This is a genomic window from Fibrella rubiginis (assembly GCF_017353185.1).
Taxonomy (GTDB): domain Bacteria; phylum Bacteroidota; class Bacteroidia; order Cytophagales; family Spirosomataceae; genus Fibrella; species Fibrella rubiginis.
Window position 1 is genome coordinate 44,224 of sequence record NZ_JAFMYV010000001.1, and the last position, 17,453, is coordinate 61,676.

Consider the following 17,453-nt stretch of genomic DNA (forward strand, 5'->3'; position numbering starts at 1 on the left):
CTGAACGTATACAGAGCATATTTACTCAGTTTATAAACGTCAGAATTCATACATTATGAAGCTCTGTTGCCAGTCCCGCAGCAGCCTGCGGAACGTAGTGGGGGCGGTTAAGATTGGCCTCTTTGGCATAGTTTTAGCTAAATGGCCAAAACTCAGGCACATACAGAATTCGCTGAATATTAGCTTCTTCCGCCGTTTGTCATTTAAAATGGGCACTAGGGGAAAATACCATAATGGGCTTAATATGAGTAGATTATTAAGGTATGCAGTGAATTGACATGACCGACCTGTCCTTTGGCATAGTTTTAGATAAACGTGACAGTGTGCAATTCATACAAACCATTCAGACTAGCAGCCCGTGACTTTTGTGGGGGGGGCAGTCAAATAATTGACTGCGTCTGTAGGGAGATCACTAGTGAATTAACCGCCACAAATTAGTTGCAGATGAATGTAATCTCTACGCTGATATCCGGCCCGATTCGGACGTATTCAGAACAGAATATGCCCCGGAATTACGCCATGGCCTATGCCGTTGGAAGCAAGCTGCTTCAGTTTCTTCGGCAGGTGGCCGCACAGATTTTGTGCATTCTGCCTGTCTGGCGATTTTCTACTCAAAACCAACCAGCCTTTCTGGCTGCTACAGCCCGCCGTGCTCATGCACGAAGACAGCATACCGGGGCCCAAAAGCCAACTCACCAGGCTGAACCACCCGATAAACGATTCAGACACCCACCGCTGATCAAATTTTTAAGTCTCTTATTAAGTCCACTTGCAATGAATCAATCTCTACTAAACCAAGTCTGGCACCGAATAGGCTCTTGTTTAGCCTATTTACTGGCGTTTTTAGCCATACCAGACCGCCCGCAACGCGTAGGTGGAAAGTTACACCGCCAGCTCGCACTCGCAGGATTGCTGTCATTGACCGGACTGCTTACGGGTGCATTTGCGCAAACAGGCAGTCAGGTTAACTTAAGCCTCACCAAATCAATCAGTAACGCCTCGCCGGCCTTAGGTCAGGTGGTTACGTATACGGTAGCCGTCACTAACACTGGTTCGGCTACAGCCACCAGCGTAGTGGTGAGTGATTCAATGGCAATGGGCTATAGCACCGTACTGTCCTCAACGGCGTCGGTCGGTACGTATAGTTCAACTGCTGCTACAGGGCTGGGTATCTGGACTATTGGCTCCATTGCTCCCAGCCAAACTGTAACGTTGCTGGTATCAGCGCGGGTAGACGCCGAGGGCGTTGCCTTCAACGCCGCTGAAGTGAAGTCGATGGATGGCACCGATGCTAACTCGGTTCCAGGCAACGGTGATCTGCTGGAAGACGATTATGATAATGCCTGCTTCTCGGTACCTATCACCTGGTACCCCGGTGATGAATACACCGTCGACAAGCCAACGGGCTTCACCAGCTTTACCTGGCTGGCCGGTGGCCAACCCGTATCAGCGTCGAGCACGGTAGCAAGTGTAGATGCAAACGGGAACCTGGTCATTAAAGGGCCCGGTATTTTCTCGTTTGCTGCCACCCGCAATGCCTGCCCTGTCAGCAACTGCTGTAACATCATCGTCCAGCCTGGCGCAACAGCGGGTTTGGGCAATTATGTGTTTGAAGACAAAAATGCCGATGGTATTCAAAACGGTGGTGACCTGCCTATTCAGGGCGTATTGGTAACACTTTACCAAAATGGTAGCGCGGTAGCTACGACCACAACCGACGCGTCGGGCCTTTACTCGTTTACGGGCCTCACTCCTGGCAGCAGCAATAGCTACGCCGTTGGGTTTACCACGCCGACAGGCTTTACCGCAGCTTCCCCGTTGGTGGGCGGCAATGGCGCAGTTGATTCGGATGTGAACCCCATCACGGGCAAGACCGCATCGGTTACACTGGCCCCCGGTGAGGTTAATCCGGATCTGGACGCTGGCTACATCAAGCCCGCCTCACTGGGCGACTACGTTTTTAATGATAAGAACAAGGACGGTGTTCAGAACGCCGGTGATACCCCCATTCAGGGCGTACTGGTTACCTTATATCAAAATGGATCAGCCGTTGCGACAACAACTTCCGACGCGGCGGGTGCCTATTCATTTACGGGCCTGACCCCCGGCGCAGCCAACGTATATCAGGTGAAGTTCGCTACACCAGCTAGCTTCGCCTCAACATCGGCCAACGTTGGTTTTGATGGGCTGGACTCGGATGCAGACCCTGTTACGGGCCTGACCCAGACGTTGACCTTAACCTCTGGGGAGAGCAATACCTCGGTCGATGCCGGGTTCTACCAGCCGACGGCGAGCCTGGGTGACTATGTCTTTGAGGACAAGAACGCCAATGGTATCCAGGATGCGGGCGACATGCCAATCTCAGGGGTACTGGTAACCTTGTATTCAAACGGTTCGGCCGTGGGCACAACCACCACGAGCGCCTCGGGTCTCTACTCTTTCACGGGCCTCACGCCGGGCGTATCCTATACAGTGGGCTTCGGCAAACCAGCGGGCTTTGTGCCCACGCTGGCCAACGTGCTCTCGGGTACGGCAGGTGACGGGGCTGACTCGGATGCCAACCCCATCACGGGCCTGACGGGGGCTTACAGCCTGAGCGCCAACGAGTTTAACTCGACGGTGGATGCTGGTTTCTACAAGCCGGCTTCGCTGGGCGACTATGTCTTTACCGACGTGAACCGCGATGGGGTGCAGAATGCGGGTGACACGCCGCTGCCAGGGGTGGTGGTGACGCTCTACCAGAACGGCAGTGCCGTGGCCACCACGACGACCAACGCCTCGGGTCTGTATTCGTTCACGGGCCTCACGCCGGGGGCGGCTAATGTCTATCAGGTAGGCTTTGCCAAACCGGCGGGGCTGGCCTCTACTTCGGCCAATGTTGGCTCCGACGGGCTGGACTCAGATGCTGATCCGGTTACGGGCCTGACCCAGACGTTGACCTTAACCTCTGGGGAGAGCAATACCTCGGTAGACGCTGGTTTCTATCAGCCGACAGCGGGTCTGGGCGACTATGTATTTGAGGACAAGAATGCTGACGGTATTCAAAACGGTGGCGACCTGCCCATTCAGGGTGTATTGGTAACTCTGTTCCAGAATGGATCCGCTGTGGCGACGACCACAACCAACGCTGCAGGCTTCTATAGTTTCACTGGCCTGACACCGGGTAGCAGCAACAGCTACGTGGTAGGCTTTGCCAAGCCAGCCGGTTTTGCTACAACCACGCCACTGTCGGGTACCGATGCAGCAAAAGATTCAAACGCTGATCTGGTAACGGGCAAGTCGCAGTCAGTAACGCTGGCGGCGGATGAGTTCAACGCTACTATTGACGCCGGTTATGTGAAACCCGCTTCCATTGGTGACTACGTATTTAATGATACTAACAAAGACGGAGTACAGAATGCTGGTGACTCGCCGATTTCGGGTGTACTCGTGACATTATACCTGAACGGTTCGGCTGTGGGTACAACCACAACGGATGCTTCGGGCGCTTACTCATTTACGGGCCTAACCCCCGGTGCAGGTAATGTGTATCAGGTAGGTTTCACGGCACCAACGAACTTCAGCAGCACGTCGGCCAATATTGGCTCTGACGGGCTGGATTCGGATGCTGATCCGGTTACAGGCTTGACCCAGACGTTGACGCTGACATCGGGTGAGAGTAATACCTCTGTCGATGCGGGTTATTTCCGCCTCACAGCTGGTTTGGGTGACTATGTCTTTGAAGACAAGAACGCCAATGGCATCCAGGATGCGGGCGACATGCCAATCTCAGGGGTACTGGTAACCTTGTATTCAAATGGTTCGGCCGTGGGTACAACGCTAACAGACGTTAGCGGCTTGTATTCCTTCACGGGCCTCACGCCGGGCGTATCCTACACGGTAGGCTTCGGCAAACCCGCGGGCTTTGTCGCGACCATCGCTAATGTAGGTTCGGACACAGCTGACTCAGATGCCAACCCAACAACGGGCCTGACGGGGGCTTACAGCCTGAGCGCCAACGAGTTCAACTCGACAGTCGATGCTGGCTTCTTCCGGCCTGCTTCCATTGGTGACTACGTCTTCAATGATACCAATAAAGACGGCGTCCAGAATGGGGGTGATACACCACTAGCAGGTGTGGTAGTGACGCTCTACCAAAACGGCAGTGCCGTAGCGACCACGACCACGAATGCTTCGGGTCTGTATTCGTTCACGGGTCTGACGCCGGGGGCAGCCAATGTGTACCAGGTTGGTTTCACTACGCCCACCAACTTCAGCACTACCACACCCTTGTCGGGTACAGATAAAGCACTGGACTCAGATGCTAACCCAATCACGGGCTTGACAGGTAGCGTAACGCTGACCTCGGGTGAGAGCAATACAACCTTCGACGCTGGTTTCTATCAGTTGACGGCGGGCCTGGGCGACTATGTCTTTGAGGACAAGAACGCCAATGGTATCCAGGATGCGGGCGACATGCCAATCTCAGGGGTACTGGTAACCTTGTACACGAATGGCTCGGCCGTGGGCACAACCACCACGAGCGCCTCGGGTCTCTACTCCTTCACCGGCCTCACGCCGGGCGTATCCTATACAGTGGGCTTCGGCAAGCCAGCGGGCTTTGTGCCCACGCTGGCCAACGTGCTCTCGGGTACGGCAGGTGACGGGGCTGACTCGGATGCCAGCCCCATCACGGGCCTGACGGGGGCTTACAGCCTGAGCGCCACCGAGTTCAACTCGACGGTGGATGCTGGTTTCTACAAGCCAGCTTCGCTGGGCGACTACGTCTTTACCGACGTGAACCGCGATGGGGTGCAGAATGCGGGCGACACGCCGCTTGCCGGGGTGGTGGTGACGCTCTACCAGAACGGCAGTGCCGTGGCCACTACGACGACCAACGCCTCGGGGCTGTATTCGTTCACAGGCCTCACGCCGGGGGCGGCAAACAGCTATGTGGTCGGCTTCACGCCGCCTGCGGGCTACAGCGCAACCAGCCCATTGTCAGGAACGGACAAGGCCCTGGATTCGGATGTCAACCCACTTACGGGTAAGTCGGGCAGTGTAACGCTGACCTCGGGCGAGACCAACAGCACGGTGGACGCGGGTTTCTACCAGCCAACGGCGGGTCTGGGCGACTATGTGTTCTTTGATACAGATAAGGACGGTCTGCAAACACCTGACGATTTTCCGCTTGAGGATATCCTGGTGACCCTGTTCCAGAATGGCAGCGCAGTAGCAACCACGCTGACGAACCCTGATGGCTTCTATAGCTTTACGGGTCTGACGCCGGGCAGCAGCATTAGCTACTCAGTGGGCTTCACTACGCCGCTTGGTCTGACGGCTACTATGGCTCACGTAGGGTCGGACGGTACCATTGATAGTGACCTCGATCCAATCACGGGACGTTCTCAGTCGGTTACGCTGGCCATAGGTGAGTTTAACTCCACGCTCGACGCTGGATTTATGCCAACTGAAGAGCCACCGCACGATTCGCCGGTAATGGCTAGCCTGGGTGACTACGTTTTCCTGGATAACAACAAGGACGGTATTCAAAATGCAGGTGACGCACCAATTCAAGGTGTCAAAGTGACACTGTATCTGAATGGTACCGCCGTTGCAACAACATTGACAGACATCAGTGGTCTCTACAGTTTCACGGGTCTGAATCCGGGTAACAACCGCAACTACGTAGTTGGGTTCACAACACCGGCCAATATGACGGCGACGCTGACGAATGTAGGCAGCGACACTGCCGACAGCGATGCTAACCCGATTACGGGTATGACGCAGAGCGTAACCTTGCTGCCAGGTGAAAACAACACGACACTAGACGCTGGTTTCTACCAGCCGACGGCGGGCCTGGGCGACTATGTCTTTGAGGACAAGAACGCCAACGGCATCCAGGATGCGGGCGACATGCCTATTCCAAACGTACTAGTAACCTTGTACACGAATGGCTCGGCCGTGGGCACAACCACCACGAGTGCGTCGGGTCTCTACTCCTTCACGGGCCTCACGCCGGGCGTATCCTACACGGTGAGCTTCGGCAAGCCCGCGGGCTTTGTGCCCACGCTGGCCAACGTGCTCTCGGGTACGGCAGGTGACGGGGCTGACTCGGATGCCAGCCCCATCACGGGCCTGACAGGGGCTTACAGCCTGAGCGCCAACGAGTTCAACCCGACAGTCGATGCTGGCTTCTTCCGGCCTGCTTCCATTGGTGACTACGTCTTCAATGATACCAATAAAGACGGCGTCCAGAATGGGGGTGATACACCACTAGCAGGTGTGGTAGTGACGCTCTACCAAAACGGCAGTGCCGTAGCGACCACGACCACGAATGCTTCGGGTCTGTATTCGTTCACGGGTCTGACGCCGGGGGCAGCCAATGTGTACCAGGTTGGTTTCACTACGCCCACCAACTTCAGCACTACCACACCCTTGTCGGGTACAGATAAAGCACTGGACTCAGATGCTAACCCAATCACGGGCTTGACAGGTAGCGTAACGCTGACCTCGGGTGAGAGCAATACAACCTTCGACGCTGGTTTCTATCAGTTGACGGCGGGCCTGGGCGACTATGTCTTTGAGGACAAGAACGTCAACGGCATCCAGGATGCGGGCGACGTGCCTATTCCGGGTGTAGTAGTGACGCTGTATGCTATGCAGTCACCTATGTATAGTGTTGGTGAAGCTATCAAAACGACTACAACAGATATAAATGGCCTTTACAGCTTTACAGGGTTAACTCCCGGCGTATCGTACTCTGTTGGATTTGGTACCCCGGCTGGCTATACTGTAACGGTTGCCAATGTGGGTAACGACACTAAAGACTCAGATGCGAATCACGCTTATGTGTCGGACTGGGCTAAAGCATTGAACTTAACCGAAGGTTATATTCTAGCGCCGAACGAGTTTAACCCGACAGTGGATGCTGGTTTCTACAAGCCAGCTTCGCTGGGCGACTATGTCTTTACCGACGTGAACCGCGATGGGGTGCAGAATGCAGGTGACACGCCGCTTGCCGGGGTGGTGGTGACGCTCTACCAGAACGGCAGTGCCGTGGCCACCACGACGACCAACGCCTCGGGGCTCTACAGCTTCACGGGCCTCACGCCAGGGGCGGCAAACAGCTATGTGGTCGGCTTTACGCCGCCTGCGGGCTACAGCGCAACCAGCCCATTGTCGGGTACGGACAAGGCCCTGGATTCGGATGTCAACCCACTTACGGGTAAGTCGGGCAGTGTAACGCTGACCTCGGGCGAGACCAACAGCACGGTGGACGCGGGTTTCTACCAGCCAACGGCGGGTTTGGGTGACTATGTATTTGAAGACAAAAATCTGGACGGTATTCAGAACGGCGGCGACGTGCCGATCTCAGGGGTACTGGTAACGCTTTACCTAAACGGTTCAGCCGTGGCGACGACCACGACCAATGGTGCTGGCCTGTACAGTTTCACTGGTCTGACGTCAGGTCCTGCTAACAATTATGTGGTTGGTTTTGCCAAGCCTGCGGGCTTTGGGCCAACGCTGTCGAACGTAGGTTCGGACACGGCTGATTCAGACGCCGATGGGGCAACGGGCAAAACCCAGTCAGTGACCCTGGCTCCGGGTGAGTTCAATTCCACACTCGACGCTGGCTTCTTCCGCACGGCCTCTATCGGTGATTACGTATTTGTCGACACTGATAAGAGTGGCACCCAAACGCCGGGTGACAAACCGCTTCAGGGTGTGATCATCACACTGTACCAAAACGGTTCAGCCGTGGCGACCACGATGAGCGACGTCAACGGTGCCTACAGCTTTACGGGTCTGACGCCGGGCAGCAGTAACACCTACTCAGTAGGTTTTGCCAAGCCATCGGGCTTCAACACGACCACGGCAGGTGTAGGTGGTAACCCAACGCTCGACTCAGATCCTGATCCGGTCACGGGCCGCACGACTGGCTTCACGCTGAGCAATGGCGAAAGCAACACTACCATCGATGCCGGCTACGCACCACAGTCGGCTGGTTTAGGTGACTACGTGTTTGAAGACAAGAATGCCAACGGGACACAGGATGCAGGCGACATGCCAATTCCAAACGTACTGGTGACTTTGTACACGAATGGCTCGGCTGTTGCCACTACGCTAACCAGTTCGTCGGGCATGTACAGTTTCACGGGTCTCACGCCAGGAACGCCTTATTATGTAGGCTTCGGCAAACCAGCTGGTTTCACGCCAACGGCGGCCAACCTGGGTGACGATACGAAAGACTCGGACGCCGATGTGACCACCGGCTTTAGCCAGACGGTAACGCTCGCTTCGGAAGAGTACAACTTAACTATCGATGCGGGCTTCTACCGGCCTGCTTCACTGGGCGACTATGTCTTTGTTGACAACAACCGCGATGGGGTGCAGAACGCAGGCGATGCGCCAATGCCAGGTGTGGTAGTGACACTCTACCTGAATGGTTCGGCTGTGGCAACAACAACCACAAATGGTTCAGGCGCATACAGCTTCACAGGTCTGGCTCCGGGTACGACAAATGTTTACCAGGTAGGTTTTGCCAAGCCCGCCGGTTTCGACGCCACCTCGGCCAACGTTGGTTTCGATGGTCTCGATTCAGATGCTGACCCCATCACGGGTCGTGCGCCAAGCCTGACCTTGTCGTCGGGTGAGAGCAACACCTCTGTCGATGCAGGCTTCCTACCACAACTTGGCGCCATCGGTGACTTTGTGTGGTTTGATTACAACAGCGATGGTCAACAAGCCCCAGTGGGTGAGCCAGGCGTGCCAAATCTGCTGATAACCTTGTTCCAGAGTGGTTCAGCCATCCGGACAACACTGACAGATGCGAATGGCAAGTACCTGTTTAGTGGGTTAGGATCAGGTCAGTATACGGTGAAATTCACCGCGCCGGTTGGTAGCGTCTTCACGACAAAGAACCGCAATGGTGTACCAACCGATCTCGACAGCGATGCAGGTGCCGACGGTCTGTCAGACCTGATTACCATCGATGTAACGCAGCCGATCTCAAGCACAGCACGGGTTAACCTGACCATCGACGCAGGTATTGTACCTTACGGGTCTATTGGTAACTACGTATGGCGAGACACTAATAACAACGGTCTGCAAGACGATGGCCCAACGGGTATTCCGAACGTGAAGGTTCAACTCTTCACGTCTACCGACCTCACCAACCCGCTCGACGAGACGGTGACGGATGGCAGCGGTTATTACTTGTTCACCCAATTAATTGCTGGCAACTATAAAGTGAAATTCACACTGCCAACTGGTGAGGTCTTTACTCTTCAGACGCAGGGTGGTGATCGTGGCATCGACAGTAACCCCGGTGCCGACGGCTTAAGCGACGTGATTCCCATCAGTACCAGCCTGGCACTGGGCAACGTGGGTCGCGACAACCTGACGATTGATGCGGGTGTGAAAGCCAAATGTTCTACGCCGCTGGTACTGGTTGCTTCGGCCACCAACAGCAGCATCTGCGTTGGCGACATGACGTCGGTTAGTGCCACTGCTTCTGGGGCAACCGTGATTCGCTGGTACCTCGCCGCTATTGGCGATGCCGTAGCGTTCACATCAGCCAGCGGGCAGACGGTGCCGGTTGATGTATCGACTACGACGACCTATTACGTAGAGGCTGAAACGGCCGATGGTTGCAAGAGCGAACGCAAGCCCGTCACGATCATCGTGAATGCCCGCCCGAACACGCCATCGTGCATTAAGGAAGTCAACGTTTGTCAGGATGCATTCTATGATCTGACGAAGGTGAAGCTCAACAACGTTCCTCTGCCAGGCAGCACACTGGAATGGCACACGGGTAAGAGCGAAACCAGCCCATTGGTCACGAACCTGACGGCGGTGTCGGCGGGTGAGTACTTCCTCTTCGAGCGGTCTAAGTTTGGCTGCTACAGCTACCCAACGGTGCTGACGGTGAATCAGATCGACTGCCGCTGCACAAACCTGGCCGTGGTATCGACCACGCTCACCTCTGGCTCAGCCTGCGCCGGTGGCCCTATTACGCTGATCGCCAGCATGGGCGGCTCGGCAACGGGTGTGACCTGGATGACGTCTACAAGTACCAGCACGGGTACGCTGACAATGGCCAACAGCCTGACAGCCTACTACATGCCGTCGGCGGCTGACATCGCGGCGGGTACGGTACAGTTTGCGGTGATGACCAACGATCCGGACGGTTCTGGCTACTGTGTGCCGGCTAAGAGTTCGGTGGTAGTGGCCATCAGTCCACGGCCGGAGGCACCGCTCGGCGCTGCTTGTGAAGACGAGATTCTGTGCAAAGGTGGCAGCACCAAACTGTTTGGTTTCACGGCATCGAACGGTAAGATCAACTGGTACAACAAGGCCACGGGTATACTGGTCGGCACGTCGATGAATGGCAAGCCGCTGACAGTGACACCAACGGCATCGACAACGTACCTGGCCGAGGCCGTAAGTGCTGCCGGCTGCGTGAGCCTGACGAAAGTAGAGGTAGTCGTGACTGTGAAAGCAACCTGTCTGGCCGACCTGGCAGTGGTGAAAACGGTGCTGACGGCTGGCCCATACAAGATAGGCGACTTCGTATCATACGGTATCCTGGCCAAGAACAACGGCCCGATAACGGCCAAGAGCGTGACGGTATCTGACCTGCTGCCAGCTTCGCTCGAATTTGTGAGCGCCACACCTGCGGCTGAATTCAACGCCGGAACGGGTGTCTGGACGGTGGGCACGCTGACGAATGGCTCAGATCGCAACCTGATCGTTCAGGCCCGCGTGAAAGGTACTGGTATGCTGACCAACACGGCCACCATAGATAGCCCGGACAACGATCCAAACATGCCGGAAGACAACGTCTCGGCCGCCCGGATCATGGTGGATCAATGCGCTGTGAACCCGCCAACCATTGCCTGTGCCGTAACGGCCCTGTGCGGTGAAGGGGAGTCGACGGTATTGACAGCCCGCGACTGCGACGGTACCATTACGTGGAGCAACGGCATGACGGGCAACCGCATCTCGGTAACGCCAACCGCCACTACGGTCTACTCGGCTTCGTGTGTGATTGGTGCCTGCACCAGCGGTATGTCGAATACAATTAAGGTGACAGTAACAGATGCGCCGAAGCCAACCATTCTTGCCAGTGCCGACAAGGTCTGCGTGGGTGGTGTGGTTAGCCTCACGGCCGTCGGCTGCGAGAATGGCACGGTGTACTGGTCAGACAGCATGGTAGGCAGCGTCGTATCGCTGACCATCTCTGGCGAGACCCTCATTACCGCCCAATGCCGCGTGAATAACTGTTACGGCAAAGCCGCTGAGAAGCTGATTAAGGTAGGTAACGACCTGCCGAAACCAACGGTGATTTGCAGCACAACGGAAGTATGTCCCGGCGAAACGGTTACTCTGACAGCCCAAAACTGCACGGGTACGCCACACTGGAGCACGGGCGAAACCACCGCAAGTATCACGGTGACGCCTACGCAGGGCAACAACAGCTACTCAGTATTCTGTAGCAATGGCGCCAACTGCAACAGCCCACGCTCGAACGATTACAGGATCCGTATTATTCCGAACGTGATTCCAACAGTAACGGCCAGCACTACGTCCATCTGCGTAGGTGGCACGGTAAGCCTGACCGCCAGCGGTTGTGAAGGGGCCGTGAAGTGGAGCAACAGCATGACGGGTAGCGTGATTTCAGTGACGATGACTGCATCGGAAAGCTTCTACGCTACCTGCAAAGTGCGCGACTGCGTAAGCGATCCGTCGAAGTCCGTAGCTGTCACGGTTGGTAAGCCACAGGCACCAACCATCCGCGCCATCCCGAACACAGCCATCTGCGCTGGTGAGTCGGTAACGCTGACAGTGGCTGAAGGCTGCGCCAACGGCACAGTACGCTGGACGAATACAGACCTGACAGGCCGCACTGTTGTGGTGATGCCAGGGGTAAACACCGACTATACGGCCACCTGCGTAGTTGACGGCAACTGCATCAGCGGCGCGTCGAACGTAGTGAAGGTGATTGTGAAAACAGCTGGTACTGCCCCAACCATCGTGGCCTCAAGTACGGCTGTCTGCAACGGTAGCAGCGTTACGCTGACCGCCAGCGGCTGCACGGGCACGGTGATGTGGAGCAACAACATGACGGGTGCGTCGATTATGGTGACGCCAACGGCTGAAGTAAACAGCTTCTACGCTATCTGCAAACAGGCCGACAAGTGTGGTAGCCCGCAGTCTCGCACCATCAAGATCAACCTGTCTACGCCACCAGCGCCCACTGTGGTTTGCAGCACGAGCATTATCTGCCTAGGCGAATCAGTTGATCTGACGATCCAGAACTGCACCGGTTCGTCGTTGTGGAGCACAGGTGCCGCCGACAATGGTAAAACAACCATCACGGTGACGCCAACGGTAACAACCAGCTACTCGGTAATCTGCAAAGAAGCCAGTGGTTGCACCAGCGCGCCATCGCAACTGTATACCATCACGGTGGTACCGCTGAAACCGCTCGATATTTCGGCTTCGAAGACCGAAATCACCCTGGGTGAATCAGTGACGCTGACGGCCGCGGGTTGCCCTGTGGGAGGTGTAGTAACCTGGAGCGACAACCAGATTGGTAGCGTGATCGTGATCACGCCGACGGCGGCTGTCAGCTTCTACAACGCTACCTGCCGCTACCGTAGCTGCACAACCGATCCGGCGGTGGCGATCACCATCAAGGAGAAAGGACCAGACAACTGTGCTGCAAAAGCCGGTACGCTGGTTGCCTCAACATCGGCCGTGTGTGCATCGAGTCTGACCACAGTAACGCTCTCTGCTACTGACAACGGTGGCCGCGTAGTGCCAACAGGCTACTCGGTTGTGTACGTACTCACGAAAGGGTCAGAACTGGTCATCCAGCAAACGAGCAATACACCGTCATTTGCGGTTCCTGCCACGGCCACCGGTATCTACACCATCCATACGCTGGTCTACGATCCGAAAACCCTCGACCTGTCGGTGGTGAAACCAGGTGTGACTACAGGTGTTGATGTACTGAACCTGATTCAGGCCAACAAGCTCTGCGCTGACCTTGACGTGGCGGGCGCCCGCACGAAAGTGAACTACGTGCCTGCGCCAGGTATTAAAGGTCCGAACCGCGACGTACAGTGCTATGGTACAGTGGTGTCATTCACGGCCACGGGTTGTGAGAACGGCACCATTGCCTGGAGCAATGGTACCCTGGGTGCTGTAGCATCAGTGACGGTACTGACAGACCACTGGTTCTTCGCCACTTGCACGATAGATGGTTGTACCAGCGACAAGTCAGAGATGGTTGACTCGTATCTGGCCCGTCCGGCAGTACCAACGGTAGCCTGCAACAAATCGAGTGTTTGTGCTGGCGACGAAGCTACACTGACGGCGGTAGGTTGTGAAGGTGGCAGCTTCCTATGGTCTAACGGTGCTACCGGCAGCAGTCTGGTCGTAACCCCACAACTAAGCACGACATACGCTGTGAAGTGCGTAATTGGCAAGTGCGAAAGCGCATGGTCACCCGTTTGTAGCCTCACGGTAGGCGCACCACAGACGCCGACGGTAACGGTTAACGATGCCACCGGCACCGTGAGCACCTGCTACGGCGTACCTGTAACGCTGACTGCCAAAGGCTGCCCTGCTGGTTCATACGCTGTCTGGAGCAACAATATGGTAGGTAGCAGTATCACCGTTATACCAGCTCAATCGGCTACGTACTCGGCCCAGTGTTGTACCTCAACCAACTGCAAGAGCCAGCGGTCGAACGTGTTCACGCTGATAGTGCAACCCAAAGTAGCACAGCCGAAAACGACGGATCTGACCAATGTCTGCCCGTTCAGGTCTGTAAACCTGGCCAATGGTGTAGGTACAGTGACTACTAGCGGCGGAACGTTTGAGTACTACACGACCAGTACGCTGGAGCCAGCTTCAAAACTGGCTAACACCAACGTGACCGTGTCAGGTACGTACTACGTGGTTGAGAAGACGACCACTGGCTGCTACAGCCTGCCGTCGATGATTCAGGTGAACATCGTAGGTTGCGGAGATCAACTGCCATGCGGTGACAACCCCGTAACGGCCAACGCCGGTAAAGACGACCAGATTTGTGCGGCCAAGTCATACAAACTGGCAGGTGTCATATCGGGTACCAATGCCACGGCCCAGTGGAAAACCAGCGGCACGGGTACGTTCGACAATGCCTTTAGCCCAACTGCCCTGTACGTTCCGTCGCTGACGGACGTACAGGCAGGTCAGGTGACACTGACGCTCTCGGTTCGCTCAAATAATGCATCTTGTCCGGGACAAAGCGACCAGATGGTACTGGCAATCAACGGACCCAAGATTCAGCCGGTCATCAAAGTTGTAGGCTCTACACAGCTTTGCGCTGGTGAAACGGTGAAACTGGAAGCTCCAGCCGGGTATACCTACCTCTGGTCTAACAAAGCCACCACCCAGAGTATCGTGGTTGACAAGAGCGGCAGCTATTCCGTACAGGTGTTTGATCAGGGTCTCTGCAGCTCGGTGCCATCTGAGGCCGTTTCGGTAATGATAGCGGCCCCGGTGCCGGCACCGCTGGTAGTGAATTTGCGCAACGCATGCCCTGCTAGTACGGTTAGCCTCAGCGCCGCCCTGGCTGGCATCACGCCAACACCAGGCAGTACCTACGAGTACCATATCAGCGAAGACCCTGCGTCAGGGTCGCCAATGACGAGTGCCGTAGGTGAGGGTACATACTACGTCTTCGAGCGCACGGTCAGCCAATGCCTGAGCCTACCGGGTAAAGTGATTGTGAAAATCACCGATTGCGGCAGCAATACGCAAACGGCCGATATTCAACTCACCAAAACGGTTAGCAGCACGGCAGTGCGCACGGGTGGCATGGTGACGTACACCCTGACAGTGAAAAACCTTGGCCCCAATGATGCTACCAACGTAGACGTCCGCGACGTGCTGCCGGCGGGGCTTGAACTGGTGCCGGGCACTGCACCGCTGGCCTTTACAGTAACGAACGGAGCCATCCTGAAGCGCTTTGAAAGTTTGAGCGCCAACCAATCGGCTTCTATCGAGATCAACGCCCGCCTAACGAAGAAAGGCGACGTGATAAACATGGCCAGTATTACCTACAGCGACCTCATCGACCCCAACGCCGACAACAATACGTCGAGCGTGACGGTGAGCGACAATGCCCCCGCACGAACAGGTATCATTGGCCTGGCTAAAGAGGTGGTGGGTACGCCCGTTATGATTTCTGACAAGAACTTCGTAGCCACCTATCGCTTCACGGTAACGAACTATGGCGACGATGCCCTCTCTAACGTGGGTATCACCGATAACCTCGATGAGGCATTTGGAACCGGCAACGTGCTGGCATCGGAAGTAACAACCGACGCCGCCAACGATCTGGACCTCAACCCTGCCTTTACGGGCTCGGGTACCAATACGCAGATGCTGGCATCGACGAGCAAACTGGCTCCGGGCGAAACCGCTACGGTGGTCTTGAGCCTGACGGCTGTGCGGAACGACGCTACCAGTAGCTACAGCAACTCGGCAGTAGCCACAGCCGCAAACGCCACCACGTTGGTAAGCGACGCATCTGTAAGCGGTGCTGATGCTGATCCGGACGGAGATTTCGATCCAGGCAACAACATGAGTGCAACTACCTTCCAGCTTGATCCTGTAACGCAGGAGAATGGCCAGTTGGGTGTGGCCCTAAACGTAGCCTCGACCGAGAAGCAGGCAGATGGCAGCTACAACGTGACCTACCAGATATTCGCCAAGAACTTTGGCACAACCACACTGACGAACGTAAGCCTGACCGACACCCTGGCCGCCGCCTTCCCGGCTCCGGCAAGCTTCTCGCTGGTGGGCAAACCAACGTTGAGCGTAGGTAGCCGCCTGGTGTTGAGCGATGACTTCAAGGGAACAGCCGATTCGCCTTACCTGCTCTTCAGCGGCGTTAGTTCGCTGTCGGCTGGTCAGCAGGATGTGATCACCTTCACGGTCAACGTACAGCCGGGTAGCAACAATGGCCTGTTCTACAGCACGGTGTATGGCGCAGCCCGCCCTGAAAGCACCACAATGACGGTACGTGACCGGTCGAACCCAGGTTCAACTGTCTTCCCCGCCATCGACCAGCCAACGGGCGTACGTTTCGACCTGCCAGCGGCGCTGATCGGTATGGCCAAAGAAGTGGGGGATCCCGTACTGATTGACCAGGCTAAGAAGCTCTACGATATTCCATACCTCATCAAAGTATGTAACCTGGGTACGACCGATCTGAAGCGTGTACAGGTAGTTGACGACTTATCGAAGACATTCGGAAATGGTGCTTCGGTGCAGAGCGTGACCATCACAGCCGACGCCGGTTTGAAGATCAATACGGGTTATACCGGCTTGGGTCTGCTCACCAATATGCTCGATACGACAGCCAGCAGCCTGGCGGTGAAAGACGTGAAATACATACGGCTGGTAGCCCGCGTAAACATGTCGGCCGCCACCTCGCTGACGTTCACCAACGTAGCCGTAGGTTCGGGTATGAGCGGTACGGCAACGGTATCGGATGTATCAAACGCAGGCTCAAACGTTGACCCCGACAATGACCTCGATCCGCGCAACAACAACGATGGCACGAAGGTGCGGCTCAACAGTCTGCCCAGCGCGTCACACATTGGCGTTGCTCTATCGGTACGCGACACAGCCCGCCAGAGCAACGGCAGCTATAATGTGACCTACCGCGTGGTAGTGAAAAACTACGGCACGGTGGCCATGCGCGATGTATCCCTGGCCGATACCCTCTCGAAGGTCTTTAACGACCAGGTGGGTGCTGGCTTCACGGTTCTTGGCACACCAATTGCATCAAAAGGTAGTAAGCTTAAGCTTAACCCAGGGTTCAATGGTAGCTCAAGTCCCTTTATCGTCCTGGGCGACTCAACCAGTCAGTTAGGGGTTGGGGCAACAGATACGCTGCTGGTACGCATAAACGTGACGACAACGGGCCAGACGGGTCTATTCTTCAACAGCGTTTACGCCACAGCCAGACTGCTTACCTCAGGAGCCAAAGTTGATTCGGAAATGCTGCGCGACGTATCGACCAACGGGTTGAATCCGGACTTGAACGGAAATAACAACCCAACCGATCCGAACGAAAGCGAAGCCACGCCGCTCAACCTGCCCCTGTCTGACCAGACAGTGTTCATTCCGCAGGGCTTCTCGCCCAACGGTGATGGCATCAACGACCTGTTCGTGATCCGGGGTGTACAGGGTTTGACCGTTTCGCTGGAAGTTACCAACCGCTGGGGCCACCGGGTCTACATGAATGAGGACTACAAGAACGATTGGGACGGTAAGTCGAACACAGGTATTCAGGTTGGCAATGCCACTACGGATGGTGTACCCGACGGAACGTACTACTATGTTGTGAAATTGAGTGATGGTCGCCAGTTCGTGCGATTCATGACGATTAACCGTTAACAGCC

At 55.9% G+C, this 17,453-nt stretch carries 1 protein-coding gene; it reads left to right on the top strand.

What is annotated here, in order from left to right; genetic code table 11:
• The first annotated feature begins 918 nt into the window (after nucleotides 1–918).
• Nucleotides 919–17,448 carry an SdrD B-like domain-containing protein gene (locus J2I47_RS00170; protein ID WP_207362524.1) on the top strand — a complete coding sequence of 5,510 codons (16,530 nt, stop codon included), beginning with the start codon at nucleotides 919–921 and terminating at the stop codon, nucleotides 17,446–17,448.
• The last annotated feature ends 5 nt before the right edge of the window (nucleotides 17,449–17,453 follow it).